15 protein-coding genes are annotated in these 18,834 nt (G+C 66.0%); 7 read left to right on the plus strand and 8 right to left on the minus strand.

The window, feature by feature from the left end; translation table 11 throughout:
- Positions 1 to 321: 321 nt before the first annotated feature.
- The gene (locus ACWEWT_RS01365; protein ID WP_452554982.1) at positions 322 to 1,641 is read right to left on the minus strand and encodes an MFS transporter; all 1,320 of its coding nucleotides are present in this window, start codon (positions 1,639 to 1,641) and stop codon (positions 322 to 324) included.
- Between the two features lie 237 nt (positions 1,642 to 1,878).
- Between ACWEWT_RS01365 and hsaA the strand changes: the two genes are divergently transcribed.
- The 4 genes from hsaA to ACWEWT_RS01385 all read left to right on the plus strand — a co-directional run bounded on the left by hsaA (position 1,879) and on the right by ACWEWT_RS01385 (position 5,445).
- On the plus strand, positions 1,879 to 3,045 hold the full coding sequence (hsaA, locus tag ACWEWT_RS01370; RefSeq protein WP_452554984.1) for a 3-hydroxy-9,10-secoandrosta-1,3,5(10)-triene-9,17-dione monooxygenase oxygenase subunit: 1,167 nt from the start codon (positions 1,879 to 1,881) through the stop codon (positions 3,043 to 3,045).
- A gap of 2 nt (positions 3,046 to 3,047) precedes the next feature.
- The gene (locus ACWEWT_RS01375; RefSeq protein ID WP_452554986.1) at positions 3,048 to 3,512 is read left to right on the plus strand and encodes a VOC family protein; all 465 of its coding nucleotides are present in this window, start codon (positions 3,048 to 3,050) and stop codon (positions 3,510 to 3,512) included.
- A 209-nt stretch (positions 3,513 to 3,721) separates the two neighbouring features.
- On the plus strand, positions 3,722 to 4,468 hold the full coding sequence (locus ACWEWT_RS01380) for an SDR family NAD(P)-dependent oxidoreductase (RefSeq protein WP_452554988.1): 747 nt from the start codon (positions 3,722 to 3,724) through the stop codon (positions 4,466 to 4,468).
- Between the two features lie 119 nt (positions 4,469 to 4,587).
- The gene (locus ACWEWT_RS01385; protein WP_452554990.1) at positions 4,588 to 5,445 is read left to right on the plus strand and encodes an IclR family transcriptional regulator; all 858 of its coding nucleotides are present in this window, start codon (positions 4,588 to 4,590) and stop codon (positions 5,443 to 5,445) included.
- A gap of 270 nt (positions 5,446 to 5,715) precedes the next feature.
- Here ACWEWT_RS01385 and ACWEWT_RS01390 read toward each other — a convergent pair whose 3' ends face one another.
- From ACWEWT_RS01390 to ACWEWT_RS01410, 5 genes are all read right to left on the minus strand, one after another.
- Positions 5,716 to 6,741, minus strand: coding sequence for an ABC transporter ATP-binding protein (locus tag ACWEWT_RS01390; RefSeq protein WP_452554992.1), 1,026 nt, complete (start codon positions 6,739 to 6,741; stop codon positions 5,716 to 5,718).
- Positions 6,741 to 7,751, minus strand: coding sequence for an ABC transporter ATP-binding protein (locus ACWEWT_RS01395; RefSeq protein WP_452554994.1), 1,011 nt, complete (start codon positions 7,749 to 7,751; stop codon positions 6,741 to 6,743). The genes ACWEWT_RS01390 and ACWEWT_RS01395 overlap by 1 nt, the downstream gene beginning before the upstream one ends.
- A gap of 119 nt (positions 7,752 to 7,870) precedes the next feature.
- On the minus strand, positions 7,871 to 8,779 hold the full coding sequence (locus ACWEWT_RS01400) for an ABC transporter permease (RefSeq protein ID WP_452554996.1): 909 nt from the start codon (positions 8,777 to 8,779) through the stop codon (positions 7,871 to 7,873).
- Positions 8,776 to 9,723, minus strand: a complete 948-nt coding sequence (locus tag ACWEWT_RS01405) for an ABC transporter permease (RefSeq protein WP_452554998.1) — start codon at positions 9,721 to 9,723, stop codon at positions 8,776 to 8,778. The genes ACWEWT_RS01400 and ACWEWT_RS01405 overlap by 4 nt, the downstream gene beginning before the upstream one ends.
- 55 nt (positions 9,724 to 9,778) lie before the next feature.
- On the minus strand, positions 9,779 to 11,326 hold the full coding sequence (locus tag ACWEWT_RS01410) for an ABC transporter substrate-binding protein (RefSeq protein WP_452555000.1): 1,548 nt from the start codon (positions 11,324 to 11,326) through the stop codon (positions 9,779 to 9,781).
- A gap of 393 nt (positions 11,327 to 11,719) precedes the next feature.
- Here ACWEWT_RS01410 and ACWEWT_RS01415 point away from each other — a divergent pair, with 393 nt between their 5' ends.
- Positions 11,720 to 12,625, plus strand: a complete 906-nt coding sequence (locus ACWEWT_RS01415; RefSeq protein WP_452555002.1) for a hypothetical protein — start codon at positions 11,720 to 11,722, stop codon at positions 12,623 to 12,625.
- A 164-nt stretch (positions 12,626 to 12,789) separates the two neighbouring features.
- On the opposite strand, the gene ACWEWT_RS01420 is transcribed toward ACWEWT_RS01415, so the two are convergent.
- Both ACWEWT_RS01420 and ACWEWT_RS01425 read right to left on the minus strand, forming a co-directional pair.
- Positions 12,790 to 14,253, minus strand: a complete 1,464-nt coding sequence (locus ACWEWT_RS01420; RefSeq protein ID WP_452555004.1) for an SDR family NAD(P)-dependent oxidoreductase — start codon at positions 14,251 to 14,253, stop codon at positions 12,790 to 12,792.
- A 328-nt stretch (positions 14,254 to 14,581) separates the two neighbouring features.
- The gene (locus ACWEWT_RS01425) at positions 14,582 to 14,914 is read right to left on the minus strand and encodes a hypothetical protein (RefSeq protein WP_452555006.1); all 333 of its coding nucleotides are present in this window, start codon (positions 14,912 to 14,914) and stop codon (positions 14,582 to 14,584) included.
- Positions 14,915 to 15,095: 181 nt separating this feature from the next.
- Here ACWEWT_RS01425 and ACWEWT_RS01430 point away from each other — a divergent pair, with 181 nt between their 5' ends.
- Both ACWEWT_RS01430 and ACWEWT_RS01435 read left to right on the plus strand, forming a co-directional pair.
- Complete coding sequence (locus ACWEWT_RS01430; protein WP_452555008.1) at positions 15,096 to 16,133, plus strand: cupin domain-containing protein; 1,038 nt, start codon at positions 15,096 to 15,098, stop codon at positions 16,131 to 16,133.
- A 450-nt stretch (positions 16,134 to 16,583) separates the two neighbouring features.
- The gene (locus ACWEWT_RS01435; RefSeq protein ID WP_452555010.1) at positions 16,584 to 18,737 is read left to right on the plus strand and encodes an acyltransferase family protein; all 2,154 of its coding nucleotides are present in this window, start codon (positions 16,584 to 16,586) and stop codon (positions 18,735 to 18,737) included.
- Positions 18,738 to 18,834 lie beyond the last annotated feature (97 nt).

Consider the following 18,834-nt stretch of genomic DNA (forward strand, 5'->3'; position numbering starts at 1 on the left):
TCTGTCGGCGAGGGATCGCCTCGCGCCGTGCCGCCGGAAGGGCCGAAACTCTTTTGCGGCAGTGTGATCGAGTTCAGCGCTGATCGGTTGGGCCCAGGAGCCGACGGGGGTCGCGGCACCGGGCGATCTCCGCCGTCGGATCACAGAACGGGTTCAACGTATTACCGGGGGTGACGTGCGGCAATCGAAGCGTCCACACGGCGGAACACCCGTGTCGGCGGACGGCAGATCGGAATAGGCATCTCCGCGGGTGTACAGGAGATGTAGGAACCTTGTGGGTACACCCGGTGCCGGTCCCGTGCCCGGCACCGGGTGCCGGCCTCAGCGGGTGGGCAGGGCCACCGCCTCGCGCAGATCTCGGCCGCTGGTCTCCTGGATGCGGTAGACAGCAACGACTGTCACGACGCCGCAGCAGATCGTGAGAATGATCAGCGGGACACTGTTGGGCCCACCGGCCAGCAGCGTGCTCGCGAGGAGCGGTGTGAAGCCACCCCCGATCAGTGCCGCCAGCTGGTATCCCATGGACGCACCCGTGTAGCGGACCGAAGTGCCGAACATCTCCGACAGCAGCGCGCCCAGTGGGGCGTACATCGCCGATTGGATCACTTGGCCGAGCATCATGGCGGCGATCAGCAGTGGTACGGAACCACTGTCGACGAGTGCGTACATCGGCCAGGCGAACACCACGATGGCGACCGCCCCCGACAACACCACGGGCCGGCGGCCGACGCGATCGGACAGTGCGGAGAACAGCGGAATCGCGACGAGTGCGGTGCTCGCCACGAACAGCAGACCGTTGACGGCGCTGGATCGTTCGTAGCCGATCGAGGTGGCGTAGCTGATCATGTACGTACTGATCAGCGCCGTGAGCGCGAAGGGACCGATGCCGACACCACAGGCCAGTAACAGATTTCCCGGTCGGCTCAGGACCGACAGCAGCGGGACCCGGGGTTTCTCGACGGTTTCCGCGGTCTCGCGGAAAACCGGGCTCTCGGTGACTCCGAGCCGGGTGTACAGACCCGCCGCCAGCAGGATGATGCTGGCCAGGAACGGGATTCGCCATCCCCAGGACATGAGGTCGTCTTCGGGCAGCATGGCGACCACCACGACGACCGCGCTGGAGAGCAATGAGCCGATAGGTGAGCCCATCTGCATGATGCCGTTCCAGAAGCCACGTTCGGCGGGTCGGGCGTGTTCGGTCACCATGAGGGTGGCTCCACCCCATTCGCCGCCGATCGCTACGCCCTGGATGACGCGCAGCAGCACCAGCAGCAAGGGGGCGACGGCTCCCACCGCCTGATAGGTGGGGAGCACACCGATCAGGAAACTCGCCGCGCCCATCATCGCCATGGTCAGGACGAGCATGTTCTTCCGGCCCAGGCGGTCGCCGAAATGCCCGAAGACGATGCCACCGATCGGCCGGGCCACATAGCCGGCGGCCAGTGTGCCGAAAGCGGCGATTGTGCCCAGCGCCGGGTTGGAATCCGGGAAGAACACCTTGTTGAACACCAGCGCGGTCATGGTGCTGTAGAGCAGGAAATCGTAGTACTCGATAGCGGTACCGAGCAGGCTGGAGGCCGCGACCCTGCGCAACTGTGTGGGGTCGGTGGAAACGGATTCCGGACCGGGTGCCGAACTCATGGAAGGTCCTTCCTCGGAAGTGATCAGGGGCTCATCCTGAACGGCGAATCCCGAGGGGACTGTGTTCCTTCCTGGTCAGTGGAATTCGTGCTCGCCGGGATCGAACATCGCGCATTCCCGGCAACGTTCCGGTGGTTGAGATTTTCGCGATTCCTTCGTGGTGGCCGGGCTTACCGTCATCGGCACAGTGCCGGGGCGAAGTACTCGACATACCGGTACCGGGGATCAGGAGAACAGATGAGTAACGAGGTGCTGGATCGGGTGCGGCCGCTGCTGCCGGTGATCCGGGAGCGTGCCACCGAAGCCGACGAGCAGCGGCGGGTGCCCGCGGAAACGATCCGCGAACTGACGGCAGCCGGTGTGTTCACACTGTTGCAGCCCGAGCGGTACGGCGGCCGTGAGCGCAATCCCGCGGATCTGTACTCGGTGGTGCGGGAAGTGGCCGCGGCGTGTCCGTCGACCGGCTGGGTGACCGCCGTCGTCGGCGTGCATCCGTGGCAGATCTCGTTGTTCGACGAAGCGGCCCAGGATGATGTGTGGAAAGAGACGCCGGATGCGTTGGTGTCCTCGTCCTACGCCCCCACCGGCATGCTCACCGAGGTCGAGGGCGGCTACCGGCTGACCGGCCGGTGGAGTTTCTCCAGCGGTAGCGATCACTGCCAGTGGGTGCTGCTCGGTACGCTGCGCCAGGGTGGGAACGGTGCGTCACCGGAGTACCTCACCGCGCTCGTGCCGCGCACCGACTATGCGGTCGAGGACGTCTGGAATGTCGTCGGCCTCTCGGGCACCGGAAGCAACGATATCGTCATCGACAACGCGTTCGTTCCTGCCCACCGCGCCTATAGTTCGCGGGATCAGGACGCGCTGCGCGGCCCTGGGCAGCAGGTGAATACCGACCCGATCTACAAGCTGCCGTTCGGAATGGTGTTCTCCTACGCGATCACCAACGCCATTGTCGGGTGTGCCGAAGGTGCATATTCGGCGCACGTCGAGCGGATGAAGGAGAGGGTGCGCCTGTCCTACGGTGGACAGAAGGTCGCCGCCGATCCGTTCGCCCATGTCCGCGTCGCCCGAGCCGCCGGCGAGATCGAGGCCGCGGCGCTCTCCCTGGACCACAATGTCGCCGAACAGACCCGTTATGTCGAAGCCGGAGAGGAGATCCCCGAACGGGTGCGGTTGCGTGCGCGGCGTGATCAGGTGCTGGGCACCGAACGTTCGCTGCACGCGATCGAGATGCTGTTCGAGAACTCGGGTGGGCATTCGATCAAGAAGGACAATCCGATCGAACGGCACTGGCGGGACGCGCACGCCGGCAGTGTGCACGTGATCAATGATGTCGAGCGCGCGCTGGCGATGTACGGGCGCGGGGAGCTCGGTGTGCCGATCGACGAGGGCATGTACTGACCATGTGCTACGACTTGGCCGGCCTCCATCATATCGGGCTCGTGGTCGATGACCTGGAAGAATCGGCCGCGCTGCTGCACGAGCTGTACGGAGTGGATGTGGCACTCTTCGCGGAGGCACAGTACCCCTGCCTGATCGACGGCGTCCGGTACGACACGGTGCAGCGGATGGGTCTATCCGCGGGGCCGCCGTTCGTGGAGTTGATACGCACCGTGCCCGGCTCGCCGGTGTGGCAGCCGCGGACGGGTATCCATCACCTGGGTTTCGTGGTCGACGACCTGGTGTCCGCGTCCGCGGAACTGGCCGCGCGGGGAGCTCCGCTGTGGATGTCCGGTGGCCACGGTGGAGTGTCTCCGGGCGGCGCCGTCTACCACCGGGATCCACTCGGGCAGGTGATCGAATTGCTCGATCGATCGACCGCGGAACGGCTGGCGGCGCGGCGGGCAACCGCGGAGCCGGTCTGTTGACTCTGCCGCTCATCGGGTTTCGCTCCGGCGCGCGATGGTCGGACCACGCCGCCGGCAACCTGTTCGTGCCGAGAACCCTGATGGGTTCGCCGCTTTCCCGACCAAAGCGGCGAACTCTTTCACACTGCGGCTGACCGGACATCACCGGCGCCCGAAGATCGTCGCTGTTTCCGCTCGGCGGAGGCTGCGTGTACGGAAGGAATCGCCCAGTGGGTGCAAACCGCGGAAATCTGTTCGATCTCGACCAGAAGGTCGTCCTCGTTACCGGGGCGGCGCACGGCCAGGGCGCCGAACACGCACGGCAGCTGTCGGCGCACGGCGCGGCGGTCGTTCTCGCTGATCTCGACACGGTGGCACTCGCGCAGACGGCGGCGGAACTGACCGGACCGCATCTGGCGATCGAGTTGGACGTTCGGGACGCCGTGGCATGGCGTGCGGCCGTGGAAGCCGCGGTCGACCGGTTCGGGCGGATCGACGTGCTGGTCAACAATGCCGGAGTACTGCGTAAGGCGCCGTTGGCCGAGCTGTCGGAGGCCGAGCTACGTTTCGTCCTGGATGTCGATCTGATCGGAGCTGTGCTGGGTATGCAGGCCGTGCTGCCTGCCATGGGGGCCGGCGGATCGATCATCAATATCGCATCGACGGCCGCACTGACCGGATACCCGGAGGCGCCCGCGTATGCCGCGGCGAAATGGGGTTTGCGGGGCGTGACTCGGTCGGTAGCGAAAGAACTGGGCAGTCGGGGGATCCGGGCGAACACCATATGTCCCGGTGCGATCGACACGGCGATGGTGTCGGAGGAGACCCGGAGTGGCCGGGGCGCAGTGGAGCGGTTGCCGATCGCCCGGGTGGGCCGTCCGGGAGAGGTCTCCGCGCTGGTCGTCTATCTGGCCAGTGATGCGAGCGGCTACTGCACGGGACAGGACTTCGTGGTCGATGGCGGGCAAACGGCGTAATCCGCTGGTGCCTCAACGTTTGTGAGCTGCTTTACATGCGCGTCACATTGTGGCTACACTCACACATGTCACATTATGACAGATAGGCAGAAGCTGACCATGGTCGGCTGGAGGTGTGCATGGCAATGGTGCGAATCGGCGAGACTCCCACGGCGATGATCGACCGGGTGGCGTCGATACTCGAATGTTTCGTCGGGCAGCGGCCCCTCACATTGGCGGAGGTGGCGCGCCGCTCGGGTCTGCCGAGATCCTCGGCCCACCGCATCCTGCAACGCCTCGTCGAGCTCGGGTGGGTGGAGCGCAACGAGTTCAAGTACACGCTGGGGCACCGTATGTTCGAACTGGGTACGCAGTTCACCCGGCAGCGCAGCATTCACCGTGCCGCGCTGCCGGTGATGACCGAACTGCATCGCAGAACCGGCCTCACCGCCCATCTGAGCATGCTGGCCGGTGCGGAGATCCTTCACCTCGAACGTGTCGGTGTCTGGCCGGGAGATGCCGGTGAATGGGGTGTGGGTGCGCGGCAGCCCGTAGCTCGGACCGCGGCCGGCCGGGCCTTGCTGGCGGCCGTCCCCAGGACGGATTGGCCCGAGATCGTCTTCGGCGCTGTTCCCACTTGCTACACAGTGCGTTCGGCCGTTCAGCTCGACCGTGATCTGGCCAGAACCCGAGACCGGGGTGGGGTAGCGGTCGATGCGCAAGGTTGCGCGCTGGGCGTGACCGTGGTGGCGGCACCGATCGCTACCGGCGCGGGTGGGCACCTCGCGCTTTCGCTGTGCGGTCCGACGAATTCCGCCCGGATCGAGACGATGATCGCCGATATCCGGCACGCAGCAACAGCTGTCCGGCGGCAGGCTTCAGGAATCCCACCGCTGCGGGTGCGCGCCACCGAGGTACGACCCCCCGGGGCCTTCACGCGGGCATCGCGACCCGTCGGCGCGATGTGGTCACCGGATGCCGAGCCTCTTGTCGGGTGACCGGCTCCCGGGAGATCCCGCCGCTCTGGGGAGTCGCCCAGTGATCGGCTACCGATGTCGGTCCGTGCCGGCCTGCGGTGGCCGGCTTCGAAATGCCGACCGACCGGGCTTGTCGAATCTCGCGCATCCGCGGTACGAAGTATCCACTCGGTAGAGCGGCCGGATATCTGCCGCCGGATCGTGCCGGTGGAGTCGATACCGCACTTCGGCCCTCACTTCGTCCGGCACCGAATCGGCGAAACGGCGTTCGCCGATTCGGTTCGGTGGTGCTTACTCGGGTACCGCGGCTCCGGTGGCCACCGACGACTCCGCCGGAAAATGGCACGCAGCGAAATGTCGCGGCCGGATCTCACGGATCGTCGGTTCGGCTTCCGCGCATAACGCGGTGGCCCGCGGACAGCGGGTCCGGAATCTGCATCCGGAGGGTGGATCGTGGGGTGAGGGCAAATCGCCGGACAGGGTGAGTGTGCCTGGTGCGACCTCGGGGTCGGGTTCGGGTACTGCCGACAGCAGGGCGGTGGTGTATGGGTGCGCCGGGCTCGCGTAGAGCGAGTCGGGTGCGGCGATCTCGCAGATCTTGCCGAGATACATGACGGCCACTCGATCGCTGATGTTCTTCACCACCGCAAGATCGTGGGCGATGAAGAGCAGCGTGAGGTCGTATCGATCCTTCATATCCTCGAGCAGGTTCAGGATCTGGGCCTGGACGGAGACATCGAGAGCTGATACCGGCTCGTCGCATATCACCATCTCCGGTTCGACGACCATCGCGCGAGCGATGGAGATCCGCTGGCACTGGCCACCGGAGAATTCGTGTGGCCGCCGGTCACCCGCGGTAACCGGATCGAGTCCGACCGAATCGAGAATATCGGCGACCATCTCGGCCCGCTTCGCGCCGGTGTGCCGACCGGCGATTTCCAAGCCCTCGGCCACGATATGGCGGACCTTGCGTAGCGGGTTCAACGACGAAATCGGATCCTGGAAGATCATTTGGATCGGCCTGCGGGCCGAGCGCAACTTCCGCGCGGACTTGGTGGCGAGATCGTCGCCCTTGAACAGCACCTGCCCCGAGGTGGGCGGCGGGAGTTGCATGATCGCCTTGGCGAGAGTCGATTTCCCGCACCCTGATTCGCCGACGAGGCCGAGTGTTTCTCCTCGCCGGATGTCCAGGCTCACACCCGAGACAGCGTGTACCTTGCCCCCGTTGGCGGTGTTGTACTCCACGACGAGGTTCCGGACGGTGAGTACGACATCGGTGCCGTCCGGACGCAAATGGGCAGTTCCCGTTCCGGCCATCAGAGCACACTCCTCGATTCCAGGGATAATCCGGCGGCCGAGGCGCCCGCTGCCGTGTTCGTTGCCAGGGCGGCCTCGCCGTCGGGAGTGCCCGCCGGATAGAAACAGGCGAAGCGATGCCGCGGCCCCTCATCGGCCGCGGCAGTCAATCCGGGTGTCTCGGTCAGACAGCGTGGCCGGGCGTACCGGCAGCGCGGCGCGAACGCGCAGCCGGGTGGCGGGTCGGTGATGGTCGGCGGCCGACCGGGGATGGCTTCCAGTCTGGTGTGGCTGGGTGATTCCAGACGTGGAATGGACCGGAGCAGCGCCTGCGTATAGGGATGCCGGGTCGCGCGGAACAGGTCCTTGGTCGGTGCGTGTTCGACTATCCGGCCGGCGTACATGACGGCGATTTCGTCTGTCCGGCCGGCCACGACCCCGAGATCGTGGGTGATGAGTACCATCGCCATCTCGGTCTCCCGCTGCAGCCGGGCCAGCAACGTCAGAATTTGGTGCTGCACAGTCACATCGAGAGCTGTCGTGGGTTCATCGGCGATGAGCAGCCGCGGCGAACACGCGAGGGCCAGGGCGATCACCACGCGTTGCCGCATGCCGCCGGAGAGGTTGTGTGGGTACTGGTCGAGACGGCGTCGTGCGTCCGGGATCCCTACCGAGGCGAGTAGTTCCTCGCCGCGGTGTGCCGCTTGGGCGCGGGAAAGCGGTAGGTGCCGACGCAGGGTCTCGGTGAGTTGCTGACCGATCGTGAGAACAGGTGTCAGGGAGGTCATCGGATCCTGGAACACCATGGCGATCCGGGAACCCCACAGTGCACGAGCTTCTCTACGGTCGAGTGCGGCGGTATCGCGACCGTCGACCTCGATCCGGGACCCTGGCCGGATGCTGCTGTTGCGCGGGAGAATGTTCATTACTGTGCGCGCGAGTACCGACTTGCCCGAACCGGACTCTCCGACGATTCCGAGAGTGCTGCCCGGGGCGACCGCCAGATCGATTCCGTCGACTGCGCGTACCATTCCGCGCGGAGTGTCGAACCATACCCGCAGGTCGGTGACAGCCAGTGCGGGTGTCCGAGCGGGCTTTACCGGTGTGAGTTCTACCGAAATCGGGTGATCCTGAGCCTTGTCGAGTGATGTCACAGTGACGACTCCCGTCCGATGCGGTCGCGTGCCCAGTCGCCGGTCATGTTGAGTGACAGCACGGTGAGAAAGAAGAACACGCCCGGCACGAGTACGAGATAGGGGTCTTCGTACAGGTTTTCCCGGCCGGCTGCGATCATCCCGCCCCAGCTCGGCGCCGGGGGTGGTACGCCCAGCCCGAGAAAACTGAGCGAACCCTCGGCCACCACCAGTGACGCGGCGACGACGATCGCGAACGAGAACACCGGCAGCGCGACGTTGGGCAGTATCTCCCGGATCAGGATCCGAAATGTGCTCGCGCCGAGAGCTTTCGACGCGGTGACGAATTCGCGGCCCGCGAAGGCGATGGTGTTCGCGCGGGCGATACGCGCGAATGTCGGCATACCGACCAGCGCCAGCCCGACCATCAACGTGCCGAGGTTCGGTTCCATGACCGCCACCAACGCGATCAGGAGGATCAAGGGTGGGAACGCGAGGATGGTGTTGGTGCCGATATCGAGTGCGATATCGACACTGCGGCGAAAGAATCCGGCCGTCAGGCCGAGCGCTGTCCCCACGGCCAGCGCCAGCAGCGTCGCTCCTATCGCGACTGCCAGCGAGATCTGGGCGCCGTGGATGACCCGGCTCAGCAAATCCCGCCCGAGGGGATCGGTGCCCAACAGGTGCGCGGACTGCCGGAACGGCGGTATCGAATACCGGTCGGTGATCTCCGCCGGATCCGGTAACGGGAGCACCGGTGCGGCCACGGCCGCGAGCGTGATCGCGATCAGCCAGACGGTTCCGGCGAGGGTACCGATGGTACGACGCCGCGTGCGAGCGGGCGGACCGGCTGTAGTCGCCCGGTCCGGTGGCGCTTCCACGGTGATCGGGCCGGAAACAGCCGGATTGTCGGTGATGGTGCTCATGACGTTCTCACTCTCGGGTCGAGCACGGGGTAGGCCAGGTCGACCAGCGCGTTGATCAGGACATATCCCACGGCGACCACCAGGACGATGCCTTGTACGAGCAGATAGTCCCGGGAGTTGATCGCGGTGATTACGAGCGATCCCAATCCGGGTAGCGCGAAAATCGATTCGACGATGACCGTCCCACCGATCAACCGGCCCATCGATACACCGAGGACTGTGAGCAAGGAGAAGGCGGACGGGCGCAGCGCGTGAACGAACAGGATCCGGCTGGTGGGAATGCCGCGGGCGCGTGCCGACAGGACGAAGTCCTGCTGCAGTGTCGCGACCATATCGTTGCGGAGCAGTCGGATGAATGCGACAGCTTCGATGGCGGCCAGCGTCGCCACCGGCAGTACCAGACCGCTCAGGTGCGGGCCGAAACCTTCGGACAGTGGTGTCCAGCCCAGCACCGGTAGTGCCTGCAAGGTCACTGCGAATACGAAAACGAGCAGGATCCCGAGCAGGAAGCTGGGAATCGAAAGTGTCACGGAGCACAGGAATGTCGTGATCCGATCCGCTGCGCCGCCCGGTCGGTAGCCCGCCCATACACCGAGCGGAACGGCGACGACCAGCGCGACCAGGATCGAGACCCCTGCCAGTTCCAGAGTGACGGGCAGCCTTTCGAGGATGGCATCGGTGACCGGCAGCTGCGACTGCATCGACCTGCCGAGGTCGCCCTGCAGGGCCGAGCCCAGCCATTCGAAGTACCGCTGTAGCAGGGGGCCGTCGAGGCCGAACCGTTCGGCCGCGGCCGCCCGCATCTCCGGAGTTGCGCCCTCGGGCAGGAGAGTCGCCAGGGGGTCGCCCGGGATCATCTCCAGGAGCAGGAAAGTCGAAATGCTGACCAGAGCCAGGACAGCGAGCAGTTTCGCCAGGTACGCGGCGAGAACGCGCCGGGTCACCGATCTGCCCGCCGGTGTGATGCCGAATAGGCGCTCGAGCTTGTCATATCGGACTTCACTCCTGTATCCAGGCCGATTCCGGGCGCATCCAGTATTGGTACGCCGGTTCGACGCCGTAGACCTCCGGACGGAGCAGCAGGCTCGTCCTGGAGGGCCGCCAGTATCGGTAGGCGGTGGTGGCCACGAGTTCCCGGATCGCGGTTCGGTAGGCCTCGTCGACAATGGCAGGGTCGCTGGAGGTGTGGGTGAGTTCCAGCGCCCGGTCCACGGTGGGATTCGAGTACTTCGCCGGGTTGCCGGAGCCCTTCGAATGGAATATGCGATAAAGGTTCTCGGGGTGCGCGGTACCGAGTGAGGAGAGGATCAGATCGTAGTCGCCGGAGACCAGCGCGCTCGCGTAGCCGGCGCCGTCCAGTGGTTCGATGACGAGCTCGAGGCCGTCGGCCTGCTGGAGTTGGGCCTGCAAGACTTCGGCCACTCGGGTCAGGATCGGACTACCCGCGGTCGTGATATACGACAGGGAGACTCTCTCCCCGCCATGGCGGGCTCGGTAACTGTCGACGAGCCGTTGCGCGCCGTCGACGTCCTTGTCCGGCCATTTCGCGGCCTTGTCGAAGAGCGGATGATCCTCGGGCATGAAGTAGTCGGCGCCGTCGTCACCCGGGAAGGCCGCGGCCAAGATCTGCTTGTTGTCGATCAACTTCCCGATGGCGGTGCGAAGGTCTGGATCGGTCAGGGCGCCTCGGCTGCTGAGACGCACCCCGTTTCCGCCGAGCATCGTGGACTGGACGACCTCCATCCCGGCGGTTCGGGCGCGTTCGGCGTACCTATCGCTGACCACGACCATGACATCCACTTCGTCGGCCTGTAGGGCGTTGTAGCGCTGGTCGTCGGCGGGGATCGTCTTGTAGACGAATCTGTCGAGATACGGCCGGGGGCGGTCCCAATAGTCGGGATTGCGTTCGAGAACCAGTTCGGTGCCGCGTGTCCAGGAAGCGAAGACGAACGGGCCGGCTCCGACCGGAGCATTGGCGAAGTCCGCGCCCTTGCGTTCGATGGCTGTGGGAGAACCGACGAACGCGAGTGACTCGGTGAGCTGATAGGGAAGTTGGTGATTGACCTCCGTGGAGGTCACCGCCAAGTTCAGTGTGTCGACAACTCTCCAGCGCATGGTTTTCGCCGCGGCCCTACTGGGGGAGAGCATGCTCGGGTCCAGCGCGCGTTCCCAATTGAACGCCACCGCCGCGGCATCGAACGGGGTGCCGTCGGTGAAAGTGACCCCAGGGCGGAGTTTCAATGTCCAGTGTTTTCCATCTTCGCTCGTGAACGATTCCGCCATACCGGGCACGACTTCGCGGGCTTCGGAGTCGTAATAGAGCAGGGCGCCGTAGATCGCTTGGCAGGGTCCCAACCCGATACCGATGGCGCAGGTCACCGGATCCACGGATTGGGACTCGGTATTCCAGGCCAGCGTCACCGTCCCCCCGTGCCGGGGTTCCCCGGCCGGGCGACGTTCCACGGTGGCCGAGCCGGTACACGAGGTGAGCAACAGTACGGCGGCTACCGCGCCCACCGAGGATGTCACCCGGTCTCGGATTCTCAACGAATGACTCCTTTGTCATGGTGAAGCGAGCAGTACCGCAGATCGTGCGCCGTCGGTTGGTGTAGTCGTCGGTGTCGGTGAGGCGATCCAGAGCCGCACCGGGCGGTCGGCGCACGAGTGGGTCGAATTGCCGCGCGGGGTGATATCTCGGATCACTTCGCGAGAGCTGAGAGAATTACGCCATCGGTCATCATCTGTGACCAGAGTGTGTTCCGTTGAGCGGGAAGTGAGCCGGGATCGCGGAGTGAACCGGCGTAGAGACGGTCAGTAAGCCAGGACTGTCGCAGTCGGCGTCTCGCCGCGAGAGTACGCACGCGGATATTTCGGTGCCCATTCAGTGGAAAGACCCTCGGACGTACCGGCCGTGTTCGCGTCATGATCGACGGTGGTGAGATGGCACCCCGTGCCGGGCCGTCCGGATGCCCGGCGACCGGCACAGTGCTCACCTCCGGCGCCGGCGGTCCGGTCGCCCGGAACCGCCCGGAAATTGTTCATCGAATCGAATCGGCAGGCTATATGTTCTCGGAACACGCGTTCTTCTCCTTCATCGATCTCACCGATCCCGGCGTACACCGTGAATACAACGAATGGCATCAGCTGGACCACCGCCCGGAGAACCTGCTGCTGCCCGGCGTCGCCTGGGGCGATCGATGGGCGCGGCCGACCGAATACACCACACTGGACAGGTCGTCGTCCCCGGACCTGTCCGAGATCGACTATGTGGCGATGTACTGGTTCCGCCCGCCATATGACGACAGCGTCGCCGCGTGGACGAAACTGGGCGAGGATTCCTTCCAGTGGGGCAGAGGCCCTCAACTGCCGGGTGTCCGGCGACCGCTGCTCGGATTCTTCACCCCCGTCAAGGGATACGCGGCCCCGCGCATCGGGGTGTCGGCGGACGCACTGCCTTTCCGCCCCAACCGCGGGTTACATCTCACCGTCACCCACTTCGCGCAGCCACACGGCGTCGACGTGCACGAGCAGTTCCGATGGGACGACCGCGTCGGCATTCCCGCACTACTCGACTGCCCCGGAGTGGCGGGAGCGTGGACCTTCTCTCTGCATTCGCTACAGAAACATCCCACCCTGCCCCTCGGCGACGGGAATCGTGAATACTCGCCGGGGTCGATCCGCATCCGGATGCTGTACCTCGACGACGACCCCGCCGAGGTGACTCGTTCGCTTGTGGAATTGGAACAGGACTCGGCCACCGTAGGCGGCGGTTCGCTGCGACCGGTGGTCGGAGAGAAGCTCTTCGACAGTCCGCTGCGGACGATCATCCCCTGGCAGGATTGGTAACTACCCCACCGGCCCACCTGCTCATGATCGGTGGGCCGGTGGCAGCAGCGGTGATGCCCATGATGGCGCAGGTTGCCGCGAATCGCGGAGAGAATATCCGACCGGGCCAGAGGCGGGCGGGTATGACGACGGTCCCGGGCCGCCCGGTGCGGGCGGCCCGGTGGTCAGCCGATGTTGTCGGTGATCGTGGCGTCCGGCGGCAGCGGCTGGGTTACCGACCAGAGGGTACGAGAGTGACATGTGCTCATGCGCCACTCACCATTTTCGAGCACGTAACGGTCGTCGTATTCGATGGCCGCGAGTGTCTGTGTCCGGGCACGCAGATCGAGCTGGGTGAAGCGCAGTGTCCAGGATCCGACGGCCTCGGCGGCGCCGAGGAGGGTTATGTCCGGCATCATGCCGTGGTGCATATCGAGGATTCGGTGCCCGCCTTCGTGCGTGCGCAGCGCGATGTCCTGGAACACCTGAGTCAAACCGTCGGCATCGAAGCGGCCGAGCGGGCCGAAATCGATATCCGCACCGGTCTCGACGAAGCACGCGCGAATACCCGCGGGGTCCTTGGCATCACAGGCTCGCCAGTATCGATACTTGAGATGTTCGATCGCCATTATGCGGTCGTGGTCGCTGACGGCTATCCGGTCGGCACCTGTGTTCGCGGGCTCGCCGGGCTGCCTCGGACCGTTCGGGCGCAGAACCGTCGTGCGGTCCTCCCGAGTGCGGGCGTCCCGTTCCGCCAGGAAGGCGGCGTACGTGGGTGCCACCGCCGGGAAATCCGACGGCGCACCGAGCCACTCGCGATACGACGGCGGAACCGAACCGTCGGTATCGGTTATCCCGTACTCGCTCGCCAGTTCGGATCCCCAGTAGGTGTGTCCGGTGCGCGCCATCACCGCCGGATCGTCGGCCAGGGCTCCGATCACCCGGCCGGTCATCTCGGGTGATTCGACACCAGGAAACAACGTGCCGACCAACCGATCGGCACCGAGTTCGCCGCGCCGGAGCTGTTCTGTGTCCAGGACACCCATCCAGATCGAGACGACCGCGACACCGTGCGGGCGGAACTCCTGCGCCATGTCATGGGCCAGTTTGTCCGAGCCGGCTTTCCCGGCCCCGTATACCGGGCCGTGTACTCCGGGGAGGTAGGTGCGTGCCCCCGGAGAAGAAGTGTGCACGACCAGCCCGCCACCGCGTACCAGTAGCGGGGCCGCGTAGTAGGTGGCGACGAAGTGGGAGCGGAGGCCGACATCGAGCGGTTTCAACTCGTCGGCGAGTGGTCGCTGCCAGAAAGGCAGACCGGGCGCTCCGGGTGATGCCGACAGTGCGGTGGCATTGTTCACCAATATGTCGAGTCGCCCGTGCTCATGCCCGATTCGCTCGAAAAGAGCGCGTACCTGGGTTTCGTCACCGTGGTCGCAGACCACCGGAATACCCGTACCGCCGCGGGCCGTGATTTCTTCGGCAGTTCGGTAGATGGTGCCGGGTAACCCGTCGGCGCTGCGCCCTTCCTCCTGGGTGCGGCCGGTGACGTAGACGGTCGCACCGCTGCCGGCCAGGGCCAGCGCGATCCCCTTACCGGCGCCGCGCGAGGCGCCGGTGACTACTGCCACGCGGCCATCGGTCTCGTTCACCGTGCGGTCCCTCCGTGCACTGTGTCGTCCTTCCTGTCCGGGTTGCGTTTCCCGGCCAGCGTGCCTGTGGTATCGACTACCGGCCGGTGGCGTTCCCGTTCAGCGGAACGCACCCGGTCCGCCGACAGAAATTTCGGTGTGTAATAGGGCGCCCCGGACGCGGCCGCCCCGCTGCGCGCCCTGAGCGCCGCGGTCCCAGGATCACTTTCCCGGCCGGTCGCTTTTCACCGACGCCGCATTCCAGCCTCCTGCTGTCGCTCCGTCTGTGGTCCGGCGCGATCGTGGAGGTACTCGGCGGAGTGCGGTGGGGGCAGGCTCGGCGCCGTGCCTAGAATACGGTGTCGACCCCGTCCTCCCAGGGAACCCGAGGGTCGAGCATGACCTTGTCCAGCGTGTTCTGTGCGACGATATGTCCCTGGGTGCTCATGACGGTCGCAAAGTTGTCGCGGATCCGTTCCATGGACAGTTCCCCGGAATCTGCTCGATGTCCCTGTCCGACGCCGACGAACACACGTCGCATATGGTCGCCGCCGATTACGAACATCTCTCCGGAGATGGGAACTTCCCGGTGGGCGAGGAATCCTACGGCGGGTGCGGCATATTCGGGCCGATAGTACTGCGCCATCCCAGCGGCGATACTGTCACCCATCAAGCCGGTCATCCGTGCCCCATCACATCGCTGCCCATGAATACCGAGAGTCGGCGATCACACCGAAAATGCGAACCACCCGATCCGCTGAGTGGAATCCGGCCCCGATACAGATGTGGGCTGTGGGCCGATGGCCGGTGAGTTGCCGCGAGCGGATGATCGATGAGAGGTCATCTGCGAGCAAGGAGGATCTATGCGCACACCGTCGGTCCACGTCGCATCCCTGTGGCAGGGCGAAGAGATCTACCGTAGTGAACTCGGTTCGCTGACCAGGCTCACCGCCGACAGTTTCCCGATCCTTTCGGGACTGTCGATCAAACGTCTCACCCTGGCGCCCGGTGCCTTCCGTGAACCCCACTGGCATGCCAATGCCACCGAACTCACCTACTGCACCGCCGGGCGGGCGCTGGTATCGGTGCTGGACGACGGCAGCAGATTCTCCTCGTTCACGGTCGCGGCGGGGGAGATGTTCCATATCGACTCCGGCGCGCTGCACCATGTCGAGAACATCGGTGATACCGATGCCGAGTTCGTCCTCGGCTTCCGTCACGAACGGCCCGAGGATTTCGGTCTCAGTGCCGCGGTGGGTGCGATGACCGATGCCGTGCTCGGCAACACCTACGACCTGCCCGCGGCCGCGTTCGCCGATATCCGCCGCAGCACCACCGCGCGGCTGGTCGCCCGGCGCGACGGCGAACCGGATATCCCCGCCGGGGCCCATTTCGGCGATCCGCACCACTTCGCCGTCGAGGCCATGCCCGCGCCGGTGGACTCACCGGTCGGTTCGGCGCGCACCGCCCGGGCGCAGTTCTGGCCGGCCCTGCGCGATATCTCGATGTATTCGCTGCGGATCCGCGAGGACGGTATGCGCGAACCCCACTGGCACCCGGTCACTGCCGAGATGGGTTATGTCCACGAGGGCTCGGCGCGGATGACGATCATGGATCCCGACGGGAACCTGGACACCTATACGGTGAACGCCGGTGAGGTGTACTTCGTCCCGCGCGCCTATCCGCACCATATCGAGGTGATCGACGCACCCCGGATCCATCTGCTGATCTTCTTCGATCAGCCCACACCGGCCGATATCGGTTATCGCGCGTCGATGAGCGCGTATTCGCGCAAGGTGCTGGCGGCTACTTTCGGCGTCGCCCTCGACGAATTGCCGGACCTGCCGCTCACCCCGGCCGACCCGCTGATCGTGACGCGGAACAACCCGCTGGACCCCTAGGGCGTGTGTCGAAGGGGGTTGGGCACAGGGGAGCGGCGCCACCCGTCAGCGGGTTCAGGAATGGCATGGCCCCGCCCCTCTCCGAGGGGACGCAGCCGCGCGGCGGCTCGATCTTCGGTATGGGAAACCGATGAGGTGTGGGCTCGGGCGGCGCACGCCCTCGATCGGGCCCGTGCCGAACCGGCGGTCGAGCCGGTACTGCCCGGTACGAACCTGTGTCCGGTCCGGTGCGACGGTGGCGCAGGGATGGGAGCCCGGAGGAGTGAGAAGCGTCCGATACAGTGGAAGCAGGTGGGAAATGGTGTACGCGGTCCGGCACCGCACAGGTCGTGCCGCCGCGTGGAGCCTGGTGTCGAGCGGCAGCAGCGGGCGTCCGCACGATGACGCGACCGGCTCCACGGTGGTTAGGAAATGGGTTTTGGCATGGCTGTGTCGGATTTGCCCGGCCGTGTGCCTCGGTCGTCCGGAGGGCAGGGGCATCTCGGAACGGGCGCCGGTGCGGTAGCCGACAGGTCGTCGGCCGGGCCCCGGACCGGTGCGGCGTTCGCCGCGAGTGGTTCCTCGGCCGCGGCGTATCGCGCGGACCTGGACGGTCTGCGCGGGGTGGCGATCGCGCTGGTGGTGGTATTCCACATCTGGATGGGCCGGGTATCCGGCGGCGTGGACGTCTTCTTGGTGCTGTCGGGCTTCTTCTTCACCGGTCTGCTGTTGCGCCGGGCCGATGCCACCGGGTCGGTGGGTGTGTGGTTCACGGTGCGCCGGACGCTGCGCAGACTGCTGCCGGCGTTGATCGTGGTGCTCATCGCGGTTGTCGGCGCGGCCGTGGTTCTGCGGCCCTATACGCAATGGGCGGATATCGCCACTCAGACGCTGGCGTCGATGTTCTACTACCAGAACTGGCAGCTCGCCTGGACCTGGTCGGACTATCTGGCGGCGGATCCGTCGGTGAGTCCGCTCCAGCACCTGTGGTCGATGTCGGTACAGGGTCAGTACTATCTGGCGGCGCTACTCGTCGTGGCGGGGGTGGCCGTGCTGTGCCGGGGTCGGTATCACCGCTTCGCCCGGCCGGTGCTGGCGGTGATCGTGGCCGGGGCCGCGGTCACATCGTTCGCGTATGCGGCGTACGGCACGGTCACCTATCAGGGCTGGAACTATTACGACAGCTTCGCCCGCGCCTGGGAACTGCTGGCGGGTGCGGCCCTGGTACTCGCCGCGCCCTTCTGGTCGCCCACGCGCCCGCTGCGTCATGTCCTGGCCTGGCTGGGGCTGGCCGGGGTGGTCGGATGTGGATGGCTGATCGTGGACGGCGCCAACCGGTTTCCCGGCCCGGCCGCTCTGTTGCCCGTCGGCGCTTGCGTGGCACTGATCCTGTCCGGGAGCGGGCCGGCCCCGGAACTCCGGCCGTGGCCGAATCGGATCCTGGCCACGTCCGTCGCGCGCCGGCTCGGGGATATCGCCTATCCGCTGTACCTGTGGCACTGGCCGATTCTGATCTTCTATCTCGCCTACCGGGAACAGCCGCAGGCGGGTCTCGCCGGTGGAACGGCGATCATCGCGCTATCGCTGCTCCTGGCCTGGTGCACGCACCGCTGGGTCGAACAACCGCTCCGGTTGCGTTCCCGGCCCGGCGCCACCGCGGGCGGTGGGATCCGGCTGTACCAGCGGATCGCCGGATCGCTGGTCGCGGCCGCCGCGGTCGCGCTGGTCGCGGTAACGGTCGCCTGGCAGGCCCTCGTCGTAGCCCAGGCGACCGTACCGAGCGATCTCGAGGTCGCCCGGTATCCCGGTGCGGAAGCGCTCGCCTCCGATGTGCCCGTGCCGGAAGCCCCGGTGCGTCCCGGCCCATTGGAGGTCGCGGCGGACCTGCCGCCTTCGACGCTGGACGGCTGCATCGCCGATTGGGATACCCGTGATGTCGTCACCTGCACCTACGGCGACCCGGATGCGGAACGAACGATCGCGTTGGCGGGCAGTTCACATGTGGAGCACTGGCTGCCCGCCTTCCAGGTGCTCGCCGAAGAGCACAGTTTCCGCATCCGGACCTACCTCAAAATGGGCTGCGCCCTGACGGTTGCCGAGGACGCCACCTACCAGGGGGAGGCCATCCCGGACTGCCGCGACTGGTCTCGCGAGGTGATCGACAGGCTAGGGACCGAACGTCCCGATTGGGTGTTCACCATCGGCAGCCACCCCCGTTTGGAAAGCGGCGACGAAACTCCGCCCGGTTATCCGGATGTATGGGCGGCACTCGCCGATCACCGCCTGAATGTGATCGCGATCCGGGATACGCCCTGGTTGCGCCGTGACGGCGGCGTCCCGTACCGGGCCGGTGACTGCCTGGCCTTCGGCGGTACCGCGATCGACTGCGGGATGCACCGCATCGACGCGCTGGACGAGATCAACCCCGGGCTCGAACCGGCGTCCCGTTTCCCGAATGTCTTCCCCATCGACCTCAGTGATGCTGTCTGCAGCGCTGAGGTGTGCCCGGTGGTCGTGGGCAATATTCTCGTCTACCACGACGAGCACCATCTGAGCGCAAGCTTCTCCCGCTCGCTGGCCGGCCCGCTCGGACGCGCGCTGCATCCACTGCTGCGCTGGTGGTGATATCGGCGAGGGATTCAGCACCGGCACCGCGCACGGGTGAACTGCCGGCCGCGATCGGGGGGCGCACGAACAGCCGGCAGGGATCGTCCGGGTTGTG

It is taken from the genome of Nocardia sp. NPDC003963, from assembly GCF_053605105.1.